General features: G+C 37.8%; 14 protein-coding genes and 1 rRNA gene. 9 read left to right on the top strand and 6 right to left on the bottom strand.

The window, feature by feature from the left end; genetic code table 11:
* Positions 1-33: 33 nt before the first annotated feature.
* The 4 genes from fbpC to KKW16_RS03050 all read right to left on the bottom strand — a co-directional run bounded on the left by fbpC (position 34) and on the right by KKW16_RS03050 (position 5,403).
* Positions 34-1,104 (bottom strand): Fe(3+) ABC transporter ATP-binding protein FbpC, encoded by a 1,071-nt coding sequence (fbpC, locus tag KKW16_RS03065; RefSeq protein ID WP_215767912.1) that lies wholly within the window; start codon positions 1,102-1,104, stop codon positions 34-36.
* Positions 1,091-2,611 (bottom strand): ABC transporter permease, encoded by a 1,521-nt coding sequence (locus KKW16_RS03060; RefSeq protein ID WP_215767911.1) that lies wholly within the window; start codon positions 2,609-2,611, stop codon positions 1,091-1,093. Before KKW16_RS03060 ends, fbpC begins: the two co-directional genes overlap by 14 nt.
* 70 nt (positions 2,612-2,681) lie before the next feature.
* Complete coding sequence (locus KKW16_RS03055; RefSeq protein ID WP_048953703.1) at positions 2,682-3,680, bottom strand: iron ABC transporter substrate-binding protein; 999 nt, start codon at positions 3,678-3,680, stop codon at positions 2,682-2,684.
* 175 nt (positions 3,681-3,855) lie between these two features.
* Complete coding sequence (locus tag KKW16_RS03050; RefSeq protein WP_065265221.1) at positions 3,856-5,403, bottom strand: methyltransferase regulatory domain-containing protein; 1,548 nt, start codon at positions 5,401-5,403, stop codon at positions 3,856-3,858.
* Positions 5,404-5,537: 134 nt separating this feature from the next.
* Between KKW16_RS03050 and KKW16_RS03045 the strand changes: the two genes are divergently transcribed.
* Genes KKW16_RS03045 through KKW16_RS03035 form a run of 3 tightly spaced genes read left to right on the top strand, consistent with a single transcriptional unit; the run spans position 5,538 to position 7,890 of the window.
* On the top strand, positions 5,538-6,620 hold the full coding sequence (locus tag KKW16_RS03045) for a PhoH family protein (protein ID WP_065265220.1): 1,083 nt from the start codon (positions 5,538-5,540) through the stop codon (positions 6,618-6,620).
* Between the two features lies 1 nt (position 6,621).
* Positions 6,622-7,086: an rRNA maturation RNase YbeY gene (gene ybeY, locus KKW16_RS03040; RefSeq protein ID WP_106014152.1), complete on the top strand. Its 465-nt coding sequence runs from the start codon at positions 6,622-6,624 to the stop codon at positions 7,084-7,086.
* Positions 7,087-7,104: 18 nt separating this feature from the next.
* Positions 7,105-7,890, top strand: coding sequence for a Cof-type HAD-IIB family hydrolase (locus tag KKW16_RS03035; protein WP_181153959.1), 786 nt, complete (start codon positions 7,105-7,107; stop codon positions 7,888-7,890).
* A gap of 37 nt (positions 7,891-7,927) precedes the next feature.
* On the opposite strand, the gene KKW16_RS03030 is transcribed toward KKW16_RS03035, so the two are convergent.
* Both KKW16_RS03030 and gap read right to left on the bottom strand, forming a co-directional pair.
* Positions 7,928-9,736, bottom strand: a complete 1,809-nt coding sequence (locus tag KKW16_RS03030) for an AMP-dependent synthetase/ligase (protein ID WP_181153956.1) — start codon at positions 9,734-9,736, stop codon at positions 7,928-7,930.
* Positions 9,737-9,929: 193 nt separating this feature from the next.
* Complete coding sequence (gene gap / locus KKW16_RS03025; RefSeq protein ID WP_005634934.1) at positions 9,930-10,949, bottom strand: type I glyceraldehyde-3-phosphate dehydrogenase; 1,020 nt, start codon at positions 10,947-10,949, stop codon at positions 9,930-9,932.
* A gap of 249 nt (positions 10,950-11,198) precedes the next feature.
* Between gap and gmk the strand changes: the two genes are divergently transcribed.
* The 6 genes from gmk to KKW16_RS02995 all read left to right on the top strand — a co-directional run.
* Positions 11,199-11,864, top strand: coding sequence for a guanylate kinase (gene gmk / locus KKW16_RS03020; RefSeq protein ID WP_048953694.1), 666 nt, complete (start codon positions 11,199-11,201; stop codon positions 11,862-11,864).
* A 23-nt stretch (positions 11,865-11,887) separates the two neighbouring features.
* Positions 11,888-12,154 carry a DNA-directed RNA polymerase subunit omega gene (rpoZ, locus tag KKW16_RS03015; RefSeq protein WP_005625717.1) on the top strand — a complete coding sequence of 89 codons (267 nt, stop codon included), beginning with the start codon at positions 11,888-11,890 and terminating at the stop codon, positions 12,152-12,154.
* A gap of 71 nt (positions 12,155-12,225) precedes the next feature.
* Entirely contained in the window at positions 12,226-14,340 is a 2,115-nt protein-coding gene (gene spoT, locus KKW16_RS03010; protein WP_048953693.1) for a bifunctional GTP diphosphokinase/guanosine-3',5'-bis pyrophosphate 3'-pyrophosphohydrolase, read from the top strand.
* The gene (recG, locus tag KKW16_RS03005) at positions 14,337-16,418 is read left to right on the top strand and encodes an ATP-dependent DNA helicase RecG (RefSeq protein ID WP_140523154.1); all 2,082 of its coding nucleotides are present in this window, start codon (positions 14,337-14,339) and stop codon (positions 16,416-16,418) included. Before spoT ends, recG begins: the two co-directional genes overlap by 4 nt.
* A gap of 29 nt (positions 16,419-16,447) precedes the next feature.
* Positions 16,448-17,257, top strand: coding sequence for a glutamate racemase (murI, locus tag KKW16_RS03000; protein ID WP_140450061.1), 810 nt, complete (start codon positions 16,448-16,450; stop codon positions 17,255-17,257).
* 333 nt (positions 17,258-17,590) lie between these two features.
* Positions 17,591-17,699: ribosomal RNA gene (locus tag KKW16_RS02995) — 16S ribosomal RNA — on the top strand; the annotation flags it as partial.

Raw genomic sequence — 17,699 nt, 5'->3', positions numbered from 1 at the left:
ATAAAGCCTTATCGTGAAGATAAGGCTTTATTATTAGGTGTAAAAAAGCCCTTTTCCATGCAAATAAATTGGCAGCTCATCGCCAATAGATAAATCGGGGGAAATGATGTTCTCAATCCATATTGCGTAGCCATTAATTTCAATTTGAATAGCGGTAATTTTCCCTTTGAATTCGATTTGTTTTACTTGCCCTTTGAAAAGTGCGGTTGGATTTTCCGATGTTTTAAACAGGCTGAATTGTTCTGGACGAAGCAAAATCTTACCTTGTTTAAGCGAGGTTGATTTGTTGTTTACAGGAATATTACCTAATTGGCATTGAACTGTGTTTTCATCAATCAGATTCGCCGATAGCACGATGTTGTCACCAATAAAATTTGCGGTTTCAATATGATTAGGCGACCAATAAAGTGTGCGAGGTGTATCAATTTGCAAGATTTTTCCTTGCTGAATTACGGCAATTTTATCCGCGTAACGTAATGCTTCATCACGATCATGGGTAACGAAAATCGCTGATGCACCACTTTGACGCAGCGCTTTTAGCATATCATGACGAATTTGCTGGCGAAGATGTTCATCTAAGGCACTAAAAGGTTCGTCTAATAAAATCAGTTCTGGATTCGGCGCTAGTGCTCGAGCTAGCGCCACACGTTGTTGTTGTCCGCCTGATAGTTGATGAGGAAAACGTTCTGCCAATTCACTAATTCCAGTGAGTTGCATTGCCTGCTCAATCCGCATTTTCTCTTCATCCGTTTTCCCTTTTCCATTCCCTAATCCATAAGCAATGTTGCGATAGACATTTAAGTGAGGGAACAGAACTCCTTCTTGTACCACATAACCTAGATGGCGCTGTTGCGTTGGCACATTAGAATTCTCGCCAAAAATTAACCGCTCTTTTAGCCAAATTTCGCCAGTATTGGGTTGTTCAAATCCTGCGATCGCTCGCAATAACGTTGTTTTTCCACAACCAGAAGCACCAAGCAAAAAGAGGATTTCACCTCGTTGCAAGGTAAAGGAAATATTGTGAAGAACTTGTTGTTCATTAAAAAATTTATTGAGATTTTTAACGGCTAATAACGGATTATTTATCATTTTATTTAAATGCATATTTTTTCAATAAAAACACAGGAATTCCTGAAAAGAGAACGAGCATGAGTGCATAAGGCGTTGCCGCAGCGTATTGCGCATCACTGGTATATTCCCAAACGGCAATAGAAAGGGTTTTGATGTCGTTTGGCGTGAGCAAAAGTGTTGCAGTAAGCTCTTTCATTAAATTCAAGAATACTAGAGAGAATGCCGCCGCAATGCCTGGTAGCATTGCTGGTAATGTTAAAGTTCGGAAAATATAGAATGGGCTTCGCCCTAGGCTTTGTCCGACTTTCTCAATATTATCAGAAAGTTGCTCAAGTGAGGCTCTAAGCGTGGTTTGTGCCATTGGTAAATAGAGCATAAAGTAAGCCACGATGATAACTAAAAAGGTTTGATATAAGCTGTTGGCATAGTTGATCGTAAAGTAAATCAGCGATAATGCGATAACTAAGCCGGGTACGGCATGTAATAGGTAAGGTAAGCGATCGATCCAAATGGTTAGTTTGCTACGATAGCGTACAGCTGCCCAAACCAATGGCAAGGCACAAATTACGGTAAGCAGTGCGCCTAAGCCTGAAATGATAAATGAATTGCTGAATGCCGATAAAAATTCTGAAAAATCACCCGCACTTTCGAGTGACGTTCCCACAATAAGCCAGTAAATTAACATAATCACAGGCACGCCAATGCTTAAGATGAATATGCTAGAGAAAAAACCGAAAGTTAAACATTGTTTGCCAAAAGAAAGCGTTTTTACTGGATAAGGACGAGTGACACCTTTGCCACTGTTGTAAAGCGTTTGTTTGCCGCGGAAGAATGTTTCTCCCAGCACAATAATGCTACAAATTGCCATTAATACAGCGGAAAGTAGTGCTGCTGTGCTGTTATTAAAAGACATTTCATATTCTTGGAAAATCGCAGTGGTGAATGTTTGGTAATTTAAAATTGAAACTGCACCGAAGTCCACGAGCATATGTAATGCTATTAGCAATAAACTGCTACCAATTGCTGGTTTTAATTGCGGGAAAATAGCGTGCCAAAAGGTGTAAGCTTGGCTTTTCCCTAATGAAAGGCTTACTTCTTCAAGGGAGCGATCTAGTCGTTTAAGTGTAGCTGAAATAGGCAAGTAAGCGAGTGGAAAAGAGCTTAATGTCATGATGCCAATCGTTCCCCAAAAACCTTCTACTCGAAAGGTGAGGCTAATCCAAGTAAAACAGCTCACAAAGGCTGGAATACAAAGTGGCAAACTCATCGCCACTTCAAAAAATGATTTTCCAAAAAAGCGATAGCGTTCAAGTAAAAATGCACAAAGCGTACCGAGAAAAATGGATCCAATGGTTACACAGACCATGAGAAGCATTGTGTTGCTCAGTAATTCCGCCATTCTTGGGCGAATAAGAAGCTCGAGGCTACGACCTAATCCGACTTCAATCGCACGGAAAAGAATATATAGAAATGGTAATAAGAGCGGTAAACCAATAAGTAAAATAATGATGGTGAGCCAAAGTGGGGGAGTTCGGGTCAAAAGATAGTCCTTTATATGTGGCAACTGTATCTCCACTTTTGGTGAAAATACAGTTGCGACGTTAGCGGGCTTATTTTAAACCAGCTTCTTCAATTAATTTATTTGCTTGTTCTTTATCTTGAGCAGTAGTTGCTGAAACTACTGGCGCTTGCAATTTAGCATAAGGTTCCATATTGAATGGGGAAGTCACATCTGTACGTAATGGATATTCTGCACGTACAGCAACTAAGGCTTCTTGACCTTTTTTGCTTGCTAAGAAGTCCACGAATTTTTTCGCTTCTTCTTTATTTTTAGATGATTTTAAGATTGCAGCACCAGAGTAAGTGACTAATGCACCAGGGTCTTTATGACGAATAAAGTACAAACGAGTTTTTAAGTTTTCTGCGCCTTTTTCTTTTGCTAATGCATACCAGTAGTAGTTATTAATTAAGGCTGCAGGCACTTCGCCATTTTCAACAGCTTGCAATGCAACACTGTTTTTCGCGTAAAGTTTACCATTTTCTTTTAAGCCTTTTAACCAATTAAGTGCAACTTTCTCGCCTTTTAGTTTAACAATAGCGACAACTTGTTCTAAGAATGCACCAGAGGTTGGTACATAACCGATTTTATCTTTCCATTTTGGTGTCGCGTAATCAAGTACTGATTTTTCCATATCTTTTTCAGATAATTTAGTGTGATCATAAACTACAACACGAGAACGACCACTTAATGCAATCCAATCTTTTTTAGGTGCTACTGGTACACCTTGGTGAGAGGTTTGTTTGATCGTATTGGCTGAAAGTGGTTCTAATAAACCTGCTTCAGAAAGTGTGGCAAATGGAGAGGTTTGTTCTGAATAGAATACATCGGCTGGGCTTTTATCGCCTTCTTCTTTAAGTTGACCTGCTAACTGTTCGCTTTTAGCACTATTTAAAGTAACTTTAATACCCGTTTCTTGTGTAAAAGCATCAGCAACAGCTTTTGCTGCTTCTTTATGCTGACCATTATAGACAGTAATATCTGCAAAGCTACTTGCTGAGAATGTAAGTGCGGCAGCGAGTGTCGCAATTTTGAATGATTTTAACGTCATTGAAAACTCCTTGTTTTTGAGAATGGATCTTAATTTATATTGAATTGGCTTCATTCTATTTCTAAAATCCAATAAATGCAAATAGTTTTCAATTTGAATTTTGCGATTGGGACAAAAAAAGGAGAGCTAATCGATCTCCTTTAGTATGTTACTTGCTTTCAATTTTGCTTTTTGCTTATGGTGTAGCAGGTTGGATGTAACCTAAGTCTGCTAATACTTTACAAATAGAATCACATAATCCTGAACAATCATATTCTTCATCAATGAGTTTTTCGTTGTTGTTCATATCTTTGTAGCCATTTTCAATTAAATATGCTTTGAGTGACGCATTAAGTTCCGCTTTAGTTGTCGGTTTTTCCATTTGAGACATCATATAAACATGCAGTTCATTTAAATTTTCAACGCCTCCATTATACATATTGCCTGCACCGATATATTGATCTGCACCTTCTAATAAGACCTGTACATATTGAGTAAATCGTTTTGGTACATAAGTTTTGTTATCTTCAAACGTATATGTTTGATAAGGTGTGAGAAAAACATTGATATAACCGAAGATAATTGCTAACAATACGGAAGAGTAAATTTCATTCTCTGTGAGATTTTCAAATTCTTTATGCTCAGCAACGTGATCAATTAATGATTGAATAGTGAAATGAACTACTTGATAGATAAAGTATTCAAGTAATTTTTCTACGTCTTTATTATTGAATATATGGCTCAGATTATTTTCTTTGTTCTGTCCAATAAAAGTTAATTTATTTAATAATGCTTTATCAATAGTTTCTGTACGGTTAATTTTATCTTGTAAATGAGCATGGCATAGTAAACTTCTTCTGAATGCTACATCGTAAAGATAATCAAGGCATTGCTCACGTGCAACATAATCTGTTTCGGATAATTGATTGATCATGTCACGTAGATGTTGTGGCATCCAAGAAATATATGAAAGTTGAAAATCCGTATCGCCAATATAAGCTAATTGATGTTGATGTAGGCTATCAACAAATTGATTCAAATAGAAAGGGTGGTTGTGATATTCGAGATATTCATGTGCGATGTAATGATCGCCTTTAGTTTGAATATTATCGAAGTTATTGATTCGGCTCTTATTATTGTTTTTTTCAGACTCAATCGATTTAATTGCATCTGAGAATAATTGAACAACGGCTTTGCCACGACGAGTTTGCTCAGAGAGTGGTAAATTCTGAGTGTATTTATTAGCATAGAGCATAATATCCCGTGCAACTTCGCGGCTTTTCCAACCGGGATAGGTGTTGTAAGAAATATAAGCAATACCATTTGGCGTTAAATTCTCACGACAAACCTTAAGGATTTTATCTTTAACATTATCAGGTACCCAAGAATAAATACCATGCACGATGATGTAGTCAAACATGCCAAATTCAGGCGTAATATCGAGAATATTTTTTGTTTCTAAACGAACGTTTGTTAATCCCATTGATTGAATAATTTCATTACCTTGAGTAATTTGACTATCTGCTAAATCAATACCTACAAATTCAGTATCTGGATAATAAACCGCTTGAGAAATTAAGTTTCCACCAAAAGAAGAACCTAATTCTAATACTTTAGCACCTTTGAGTGCTGGAGGGGTTAATCCCCATAATGTTGCATTCCCTTCCAGAAGCGCAATGCTCGTATAAGAAAAGGGTCTTGAGTAGTATCTAAGTTCGTCGTAAGGGTTATTTTGTTCAGTCATAATATATTCAGCTTGTCACATAATCAAGGATGCATATTATAGTGGGGATATGGGTGAAAACAAAGTGATGATTGTTTCCCATGAAGTGGTAATTACGCTAGAATAACCGCAATTTTCACCAGCTTAGTATCCCCATGCTTTCATTTACTCTCGAACCTCAAGATAACGCACGTTTGCAATCTTTATGCGGTGCATTTGATGATCATCTAAAACTTATTGAAAAAGAATTTAACCTTGTCATTGCTCGTCATAATTTCACGTTTCATATTGATAGTGTGGAAGAGGATCCAAAACCTTATCATGCAAAATTGATAAAAAGTGCGGTGAAATTAATTCAAGATTTATATGTTGAAACTGCGCCCGTAAAAGGTAAAGTGAAAGAGTTAGATTTGGAAGATGTGCATATGGCTTTACAAGAAAGCCGAATGCTATCTCAAGTTGAACCGAACCGTGCTGAAAATAATGTTTTCAGTACAACGATTAAAACTAAGCGAGGTGTGATTAAACCTCGAGGCGAAAATCAAGTTCAATATTTACATAATATTTTAACTCACGATATTAGTTTTGGTATTGGCCCAGCAGGAACGGGGAAAACATTCTTAGCGGTTGCTGCAGCAGTTGAGGCTTTAGAGCGTCAAGAAATTCGTCGCGTTTTACTTACTCGCCCTGCGGTAGAAGCGGGCGAAAAGCTAGGTTTTTTACCGGGGGATTTAGGTCAGAAAATCGAACCTTATTTACGTCCGCTTTATGATGCTTTGTTTGAAATGCTAGGTTTTGAGCGAGTGCAAAAATTAATGGAACGTAATGTTATTGAAATTGCGCCTTTGGCTTATATGCGTGGGCGTACACTTAATGATAGTTTTATTATTTTAGATGAAAGCCAAAACACGACAGTTGAGCAAATGAAAATGTTTTTAACCCGCATTGGTTTTAATTCTAAAGCCGTGATTACGGGCGATATTACGCAAATTGACTTACCTCGTAGCACAAAATCTGGTTTACGCCATGCGATTGAAGTGTTGGAAAAAGTACCAGAATTAAGTTTTAACTATTTTGATAGTAAAGATATTGTGCGCCATCCGGTGGTGGCTAAAGTCGTGCAAGCATACGAAGAATGGGAAGTGCAAGATAAAATTCGTCGAAAAGAATTAGTGGAGCTTCGTAAAGCCGAACGTGAAAAAGAGCGGTCAGAAATTGAAAAGAATTTAGGAGAGTAAAATGGGAAGTATATTCGTTGATCTGCAAATTGCCACAGAAAATATAGAGGGTTTGCCAACAGAAGAACAGATTGTGCAGTGGGCAACAGCTGCAGTTCAACCGGAAGGGGATGAAGTTGAAATGACGGTTCGTATTGTGGATGAAGCCGAAAGCCATGAATTAAATTTAACTTATCGTGGCAAGGATCGCCCGACTAATGTGCTTTCATTTCCGTTTGAATGCCCCGATGAGGTGGAGTTGCCATTGTTAGGGGATCTTGTCATTTGTCGTCAAGTTGTGGAGCGAGAAGCTGCAGAACAAGAGAAAGCATTAATAGCACATTGGGCGCATATGGTTGTGCATGGTAGCTTACATTTACTCGGTTACGATCATATTGAAGACGATGAAGCTGAAGAAATGGAAAGTTTAGAAACCCAAATTATGCAAGGATTAGGCTTTGATGATCCTTATCTAGCAGAGAAATAATCTTTATTCGGAGTAATGATGTACAAAGCGGTATTTAGTGATTTTGATGGCACCTTATTAACCTCTCAACATACCATTTCCCCTCGAACTGTTGCGGCAATTAAGCGTTTAACGGCGAATGGTATTCCTTTTGTGCCAATTTCGGCGCGTTCTCCTTTAGGTATTTTGCCTTATTGGAAACAACTTGAAACAAATAATGTGCTTGTTGCATTTAGTGGCGCACTTATTTTGAATCAACATCTTGAACCAATTTATAGCGTACAAATTGATCCAAAGGATATTTTATATATTAATACCGTTTTGGCGGAACATCCTTTGCTTGGCGTGAATTATTATACAAATAATGATTGCCATGCTCGCGATGTAGAAAATAAATGGGTGATTTACGAACGCAGCGTCACCAAAATTGAGATTCATCCTTTTGATGAAGTAGCGACATGTTCGCCACATAAAATTCAAATTATTGGGGAGGCACAAGAAATCATTGAGATTGAAATTATTTTAAAGGAAAAATTTCCACATCTGAGTATTTGTCGTTCCCATGCTAACTTTTTAGAGGTGATGCACAAGAGTGCAACCAAAGGAAGTGCGGTGCGTTTTTTGGAAGATTATTTTGGCGTAAAAACTGATGAAGTGATTGCGTTTGGTGATAATTTTAATGATTTGGATATGCTAGAACATGTTGGGCTTGGGGTGGCAATGGGAAATGCACCTGATGAAATTAAACAAGCTGCAAATGTAGTCACCGCGACCAATAATGAAGATGGGCTAGCATTAATTTTGGAAGAAAAATTTCCTGAATAACGGGTAAGAAAAAGGCTCTCAAACGAGAGCCTTTTAGTTATGAATTTTTTGATTCTTTTGAATTATACATATCTTCAATCTGTTTACGATAACGTTCTAAAATCACTTTTCTACGTAATTTTAATGTTGGTGTAATTTCACCCAATTTAATGCTAAATGCTTGAGAAAGTAACGTGAATTTTTTTATTTGCTCGAAATGAGCCAATTCTTTTTGCACCGCATTAATACGTTGCTCAAACATTTTCAGAATTTCAGAATTTTTTAATAATTCTAAACGGTCATGATATTTAATATTGATCTGTTTAGCGTACTCTTCCAAACTATCAAAGCAAGGCACAATAAGCGCGGATACATATTTTTTCGCATCAGCAATGATCGCAATTTGTTCGATAAATTTATCTTTACCAATTTTGCTTTCGATATATTGTGGCGCGATATATTTGCCGTTTGAGGTTTTCATTAATTCTTTAATGCGATCGGTAATAAATAAATTCCCTTGTTCGTCAAATTCTCCCGCATCGCCAGTTTTTAAGAAACCATCTTCTGTGAAGGCTTGAGCCGTTTCTACTGGCTTCTTGTAATAGCCTTTCATCACCATTCCGCCACGCACTAGGATTTCATTATTTTCCCCAATTTTAACTTCCGCTTTTGGCATAAGTGTGCCGATTGAATTTGGGTTAAATTGGCAATCATGCCAGCAAGAAACGGTCGCAGTTGTTTCTGTCATGCCATAGCCTAATTTGATGTTGATACCAATAGCATGGAAAAATAGCCCAATAGTAGGTTCTAATTTTGCTCCTCCGCAAGGCATCATTTTTATACGACCACCCAATAATTGGCGAAGTTTTGAGAGCACTAATTTATCTGCTAAAGCAAATTGTTTCTTCAATAAGAATGGAATAGCTTTGTTATTCGCACGTAAATCAAAATGTTTTTGTCCTACGGAAATTGCCCAATGAAACATAATTTGGCGAAGTTTTGGTGCTTTTTGAACTTTATCCAAGACGGCGGCATAAATTTTTTCGTAAAAACGTGGCACGGCGCACATTAAAGTTGGGCGAATTTCCGTTAAAGCTGACCGCACTTGGTTGGTGTCTTCTAAATAGCAAAGTATTGCACTTCTATGAAGAATATAAGCCGCCCAAGCTCGTTCAAAAATATGCGAAAAGGGTAAGAAAGAAAGTGAAATGTCCTGATCTGTCACATTAAGTGAAAGATCATGTGTTTCTAATTGGTGAGCGAGATTAGCGTAATCTAACATGACACCCTTAGGTTCTCCAGTAGTGCCTGAGGTATAAATAATCGTAAACAAATCCAATAATTGTTTTTCGTTTAAGCGTTGAGTAAGTTTATCTTGTTGTACGTTTGAACCTGTTTCAATAAAACTTTCCCAAGAGCAAGAAAGAGGATCTTGTTGCAATTGAATTGTGGATTTCATTGCCACAATTTTTTGTAATTTTGGACAATGATGAGCAATTTCCAATGCTTGATCGTATTGCTCTTGATCGCCCACGAATAAAATTTTTATATCGGCGTGATTTAGGATAAATTCTGCTTGCTGGGCAGTATTGGTTGCGTAAATAGGTACTGTGATTGCTCGAATTTGTAACGTCGCAATGTCAGCGATTGTCCAACGTTCCATATTATGGGCGAAAATAGCGATTTTATCTTGCACACCAATACTGTGAGCAAGCAATGCACGAGAAAGTTGATTGAGTTGCTCTTGAAAATTTTTCCAAGAGATGTCTCTCCACAAGCCGTGTTCTTTATAGCGAAGTGCGGTCATATTTGCACGAGTTTTGGCTTGTTGTTGAATACGATTAACAAAATGGAGATCGAGATTCATATTAACCTTATTTTTTGATTTTATTGAGCGAACACTTGTGCGCTAATATAATCTTAAATAGAAATAAAAGCTAGAAGAATATTGATTATTTTAAATTATTTTTAGTGATCCCTTGTTCATTTTTAGATCGTAAACTAAATTTCAGATAATAAAAAACCGCTCTAAAGAGCGGTTAATTTTTTCAAAGTTTTAATTAGCCTTTGTAGTTGTAAATGTGAGCTACTAAGTCTAATACTTTATTTGAGTAACCAGTTTCGTTATCGTACCAAGATACTAATTTAACGAAAGAATCAGTTAATGCGATACCAGCGTCTGCATCAAATACAGAAGTTAAAGTACAGCCGTTGAAGTCAGTAGAAACAACTGCATCTTCAGTGTAACCTAATACGCCTTTTAATTCGCCATTGAAAGTTTTACCTTCAGCTGCATCTTTGATTGCTTGTTTGATAGCATCATAAGAAGCTGGTTTTTCAAGATTAACAGTTAAATCAACAACAGATACGTTTGGAGTTGGAACACGGAAAGCCATACCAGTTAATTTACCGTTTAATGCAGGTAATACTTTACCTACTGCTTTTGCTGCACCTGTTGAAGATGGAATGATGTTTTGTGATGCACCGCGGCCGCCGCGCCAGTCTTTAGCTGATGGGCCATCTACAGTTTTTTGAGTTGCAGTTGTTGCGTGAACAGTGGTCATTAAACCATCTTTGATACCGAAAGTTTCATGAACAACACGTGCTAAAGGAGCTAAACAGTTTGTTGTACAAGATGCGTTAGACACGATATCTTGACCTGCGTATGCGTTGAAGTTTACACCACGAACGAACATTGGGGTTGCATCTTTAGATGGGCCAGTTAATACAACTTTTTTCGCGCCTGCAGTGATATGTTTACGAGCAGTTTCATCAGTTAAGAATAAACCAGTCGCTTCAACAGCGATATCAACACCGATTGCACCCCAGTTTAAGTTTGCTGGATCACGTTCTGCAGTTACACGGATAGTTTTACCATTAACCACTAAGTTACCATCTTTCACTTCAACAGTGCCATCGAAACGACCGTGAGTTGAATCATATTTCAACATATAAGCCATGTATTCAACGTCGATTAAGTCGTTAATACCTACAACTTCGATGTCATCACGGTGTTGTGCTGCACGGAATACGATACGACCGATACGGCCGAAACCATTGATACCAATTTTAATTGCCATAAGATTTTCACCTTTTATTTAAGTTAAACAAATCTGTTTGCTTTGAGTAATACTGCTCACTCAGTAAGACAGCGCACAGAGTATAGCACGAGCATTTTTATAAAACTATAAACCCTACTACTTTTTTGTGATCTATATCAAATCATCATTAGAATCAAAAAGTACCGAAAAAATCACCGCACTTTTGATGATTTTTTATAGAGAAATCTGCATAATAGACTGAAATTGTTAGAGAAGGTTAAATGTTCTATGTCTCAAGGTAATCTTTATATTTTGTCTGCACCAAGTGGTGCGGGAAAATCTTCATTAATTTCAGCGTTATTGGCATCAGATAGCTCAACTCAAAAAATGGTTTCTGTGTCACATACGACCCGTGCCCCACGCCCAGGTGAAGTTGAAGGTGTACACTATTATTTTGTATCAAAAGAAGAGTTTGAATCACTCATTGAGCAAGATTTATTTCTAGAATATGCCAAAGTTTTTGGTGGAAATTATTATGGAACCTCTTTACCTGCGATTGAAGAAAATTTAGCAAAAGGTATTGATGTATTTTTAGATATTGATTGGCAAGGCGCTCAACAAATCCGTAAAAAAGTGCCTTCGGTAAAAAGCATTTTTATTTTACCGCCTTCATTGCCAGAGTTAGAACGTCGTTTAATTGGTCGTGGGCAAGATAGTGAAGAGGTTATCGCTGAACGAATGTCAAAAGCGATAAGTGAAATTTCGCATTATGACGAATATGATTATGTCATTGTGAATGATGATTTTGAGAAAGCATTAAAAGATTTGCAAAGTATTTTGCAATCGGAACGCTTAACAAAAGCTTATCAACAAAAACAAAATGCAATGTTAATTCAACAGCTACTAGTAAAAGAGGGTGAAATTGAGTATTATAACACCCTTTCAATAGAGTAATTTTTGACAAATCGGAGTAAATTATGGCTCGTGTTACTGTGCAAGATGCAGTAGAAAAAATTGGTAACCGTTTTGATTTAATTTTAACGGCTGCGCGTCGTGCAAGACAATTACAACTTAACCAAAGTGCGCCGTTAGTGCCAGAAGATAATGACAAACCAACAGTAATCGCATTACGTGAAATCGAAAAAGGTTTGATTAATCAAGATATTATGGATGCACAAGAATTCCAAGAAATGGCGAAAGTGCAAGAAACGGAAGAAGCAGCTGTTGCATTAATTACAGAATAATCTTTTAAAAGTGCGGTAAAAATCACGATATTTTAACCGCACTTTCTCTTTCAATAATAAGTAGGTCTCCTTTGGAACTGTTTGCGGATTTAGATCGAATTATTCAAGGGTATTTGCCCGCAGATAAAATTGAACTCATTAAGCGTGCGTTTGTGATTGCAAGAGATGCGCACGAGGGACAATTTCGCTCCAGCGGCGAACCTTACATTACCCATCCTGTGGCGGTAGCCTCCATTATTGCTCAACTACACTTAGATCACGAAGCGGTAATGGCAGCGCTTTTGCACGATGTTATTGAAGATACACCTTATACGGAAGAACAACTGAAAGAAGAGTTTGGTGCCAGTGTAGCTGAAATTGTAGATGGTGTATCAAAACTCGATAAGTTGAAATTCCGTACTCGCCAAGAAGCACAAGTCGAGAATTTTCGCAAAATGATTTTGGCGATGACGCGTGATATTCGTGTTGTGTTAATCAAGCTTGCAGACCGCACGCATAATATGCGCACGCTTGGTTCGTTACGACCAGATAAACGCCGCCGTATTGCGAAAGAAACGCTTGAAATCTATTGTCCGCTTGCTCATCGTTTAGGTATTGAGCATATCAAAAATGAATTAGAAGACTTATCTTTTCAAGCAATGCATCCACACCGTTATGAGGTGTTAAAAAAACTCATTGATGTGGCGCGTAGTAATCGGCAAGATTTAATCGAACGAATTTCACAAGAGATTAAAGTGCGGTTAGAAAACGCAGGCATTTTTGCCCGAGTGTGGGGGCGTGAAAAACACCTTTACAAAATCTATCAAAAAATGCGCATAAAGGATCAAGAATTCCATTCTATTATGGATATTTATGCGTTCCGTGTGATTGTAAAAAATGTGGATGATTGTTATCGCGTTTTGGGGCAAATGCATAATCTTTATAAGCCACGTCCTGGTCGAGTAAAGGATTATATTGCCGTACCTAAAGCAAATGGCTATCAATCTTTGCAAACTTCAATGATTGGGCCGAAAGGTGTTCCTGTAGAAGTTCATATTCATACTGAAGATATGGAACAAGTCGCCGAAATGGGCATTACTGCGCATTGGGTTTATAAAGAAAATGGTAAAAACGACAGTACAACCGCACAAATCCGCGCGCAGCGCTGGCTGCAAAGTTTGGTCGAAATTCAACAAAGTGTAGGTAATTCGTTTGAGTTTATTGAAAATGTAAAATCAGAGTTTTTCCCGAAAGAAATTTATGTTTTTACCCCAAAAGGTCGAATTGTTGAATTGCCAATGGGCGCAACGGCAGTGGATTTCGCTTATGCTGTGCATTCAGATGTGGGGAATACTTGTGTTGGCGTGACTGTTGAGCATAAACCTTATCCGCTTTCACAAGCTCTTGAGTCTGGTCAAACGGTAAATATCATCACCGATCCAAATGCGCATCCTGAAGCCGCATGGTTAAATTTCGTGGTAACTGCTCGTGCGAAAACACGGATTCGCCATTATCTCAAACAGCGTTGTGAAGAGGATGCGGTGAAATTAGGTGAAGTTGAACTTAATGCAGCATTACAGCCTCATAATTTAGGTGATTTTTCTATTCAACAAATTAGAACTGTATTAGATGCTTTATCGCTTTCTTCTTTAGATGAATTATTACGAGAAATTGGTTTAGGTAATCAGTCTGCCTCCATCATTGCGCATCAATTTGTGGGCGTGCCATTAGAATCTTCTAATATTCAGAATTTTGAATTTGAATCAAAAATACTCACTATTGCACCAATGCAAGTTGGTAAAACACGATTTGCTCAATGTTGTCATCCAATCCCTGGTGATCCTATTGTGGGATGTTGTACACAAGAAAACACAGTAGTGGTACACCATCAACATTGTGCAAGTTTGAAAAATGCTTGTCGTCAATCGCTGGCTAAATGGGATAATGTTCAAAGTGCGGTGAATTTTGAGGCAGAATTACAAATAGAAATATTGAATGAGCAGAATGCCTTGCTTAGTTTAATGACCGCAATTTCTGCGAGCGAAAGTAGTCTTCAAAATATTTGGACGGAAGAATTAGAGAACAATTTATTGCTTGTGATTTTGCAGGTTTGTGTAAAAGATATCAAACACCTTGCCAATATCGTTCATCGCATTAAAGGCATCACTGGCGTCGTTAATGTCAAACGCAATATTAATGAGCTATGAGCCTTGAACTTCTTGATGCCGTACCTTTGACCAGCCTCTCTGGTGTTGGTGCGGCCATTTCTAATAAACTGGCTAAAATCGGCATTCATAACCTGCAAGATTTACTCTTTCATTTACCTATTCGCTATGAAGATCGTACGCGAATTACGCCAATCGCTAATCTTCGTTCCGAACAATATTTTACCATTGAAGGAATTGTACAAACCTGTGAAGTCGCTTTTGGCCGTCGTCCGATTTTATCGGTTAGTCTGTCAGACGGTACATCGAAAATTATGTTACGTTTTTTCAATTTTAATGCGGGAATGCGTAATAGTTTTCAAGTAGGTGTGCGAGTAAAGGCCTTTGGAGAGGTAAAACGTGGGCGTCACATGCCAGAAATTCATCATCCAGAATATCAAATTGTGCGAGATAACGCGCCCATAGTATTGGAAGAAACACTAACGCCAATTTATTCCACAACGGAAGGGCTAAAACAAAATTCATTACGAAAATTAACGGATCAGGCTTTGGCATTACTCGACAAAGTTCAGATTGCAGAAATTTTGCCTAATGAATTTAATCCACATCAATATAGCTTAAAAGAGGCATTGCGATTATTGCATCGTCCGCCGCCAGATATTTCATTAGAAATGTTAGAGCAAGGTAAGCATCCTGCACAACAGCGCTTAATCTTTGAAGAGCTTCTGGCACATAATTTAGCTATGCAAAAAGTGCGGTTAGGAACGCAGCAATTTTCTGCCTTACCGCTACATTATCAAACAGATTTGAAACAGAGATTTTTATCCACCTTGCCATTTCAACTAACTAATGCGCAAAATCGAGTTGTGTCGGATATTGAACAAGATCTTATTAAAGATTATCCGATGATGCGCTTAGTGCAAGGGGATGTTGGCTCCGGAAAAACATTGGTTGCCGCATTGGCTGCTTTAACTGCAATTGATAATGGCAAACAAGTCGCCTTAATGGCGCCAACAGAAATTCTTGCAGAACAGCATGCGAATAATTTCCGATGTTGGTTTGAGCCTTTCGGTATTGAAGTTGGTTGGTTAGCTGGTAAAGTAAAAGGAAAATCAAGACAAGCAGAGCTTGAAAAAATTAAAACTGGTGCGGTGCAAATGGTGTTGGGAACGCACGCTTTATTCCAAGAAGAAGTAGAGTTTTCCGATCTAGCATTGGTGATTATTGATGAACAACACCGTTTTGGTGTGCATCAACGATTAATGTTGCGTGAGAAAGGCGAAAAAGCGGGATTTTATCCCCATCAGTTAATTATGACGGCCACGCCGATTCCGAGAACGTTGGCAATGACCGTATATGCAGATTTGGATACATCAATTATTGATGAATTGCCTCCAGGTCGTACGCCAATAACAACCGTAGTGGTTTCTGAAGAACGTCGATCTGAAATTGTGATGCGTGTAAAAAACGCTTGTGTTAATGAAAAACGCCAAGCCTATTGGGTGTGTACATTAATTGATGAATCAGAGGTTTTAGAAGCTCAAGCTGCAGAGGCGATTTGGGAAGATTTAACGAAAGCATTACCTATGTTAAATATTGGGTTAGTGCATGGTCGGATGAAACCACAAGAAAAACAAGATGTCATGATGCGTTTTAAAAATGCAGAATTGGATTTATTGGTGGCAACGACAGTGATCGAAGTAGGTGTTGATGTTCCGAATGCTAGCTTGATGATTATCGAAAATGCAGAGCGTTTAGGTTTATCGCAACTTCATCAGTTACGAGGGAGAGTCGGTCGAGGCAGCACGGCTTCTTTTTGTGTACTAATGTATAAACCTCCGCTAGGTAAAGTTTCGCAAAAACGTTTGCAAGTGCTAAGAGATAGCCAAGATGGATTTGTTATTTCTGAAAAAGACTTAGAAATTCGCGGGCCTGGTGAAGTGCTTGGAACTAAACAAACGGGCATTGCTGAATTCCGAGTAGCAAATTTAATGCGAGATAGAAAAATGATACCAACAGTGCAATTTTATGCGAAATCACTTATTCAAAAATACCCTGATCTAGCAGAAAGTCTGATTCGTCGTTGGTTAAATAATAAAGAGATTTATTCAAACGCTTAAAAGTGCGGTCAATTTTCAAAGAGTTTTAAATGGATACAAAAGAAAAACGCCCAACTGTACTTTTTTTTGACTCTGGAGTCGGTGGGTTTAGCGTATATCGTGAAGCCAGAAAGTTATTACCAAATTGGCATTATCTCTATTGTTTTGATAATGCCGGCTTCCCTTATTCAGAACGCGAAGAAGAAAGTATTATTCACCGCACTTTAGCGGTTTGCCAACTGATTAATCAACGTTATCCATTAGATGCAATCGTGATAGCTTGTAATACAGCGAGTACTGTTGTGCTTCCGCCTTTGCGAGCTGCTTTTGATATTCCTATCGTTGGGACTGTGCCCGCTATTAAACCTGCATCAGAAATGACAAAGACAAAACATATTGGTTTATTAGCTACAAAGGGTACTGTAAAACGTCATTATGTCAATGATTTGATTGATAAATTTGCGCAAGATTGTATTGTTGAGAGATTGGGGACAACAAAATTAGTAGAAATTGCGGAGCAAAAAATTCGTGGTCATTCCGTTGATCTAATTGATTTAAAAGATGAGTTATCTCCATGGGCAGACATGGCAGATTTGGATACATTAGTTTTAGGTTGTACTCACTTTCCACTCATCAAAGATGAAATTCAGTTGTGCTTGCCACAAATTAAATATTTTATGGATCCTGGAGCGGCGATTGCTAAGCGGATAAAATATTTGCTCGATGGTAAAAGTATACGTGCTCAAGGTGAAAAACATAATCAAATGTTTTGTACCGACCATTTTTCTGAAGAATCTCAATTTAAAAAAGCTTTACACCTATGGGGATTTGAATCTTTAGATGTAATAAAAATAGACTAAAATTGATGTCAAATAGACCTTTTTGTATTAACTTTATCCAAAAGAACATTTTTTTAAATATTTTTACCAAAAAGTACTTGCAAGGGATTTGAAAATCCCTATAATGCACCGCACACAACGACGCACTGTTGTGAAGTTTTTAAGTTTCCAAGTGCGTCGTTGTTTTTTGCTCTTTAACAATATATCAGACAATCTGTGTGGGCACTTGTTGATTGACTTGTTTTAAAATATTTTTAATTTTGAAGTCTTAATAGGTGCTTAACTGAAAATTCATAATTACTTTTTAAGTAGTGTTTTATTTATAGCTAAGCAGTTTATTGAGCGATTGAACTTGAATTGAAGAGTTTGATCATGGCTCAGATTGAACGCTGGCGGCAGGCTTAACACATGCAAGTCGAACGGTAGCAGGAGAAAGCTTGCTTTCTTGCTGACGAGTGGCGGA

This window comes from Haemophilus sp. SZY H8 (genome assembly GCF_018829755.1).
GTDB lineage: Bacteria > Pseudomonadota > Gammaproteobacteria > Enterobacterales > Pasteurellaceae > Haemophilus > Haemophilus haemolyticus_K.
The sequence above is the reverse complement of the archived record's forward strand: the minus strand, read 5'-3'. Positions and strand labels throughout refer to the sequence as shown.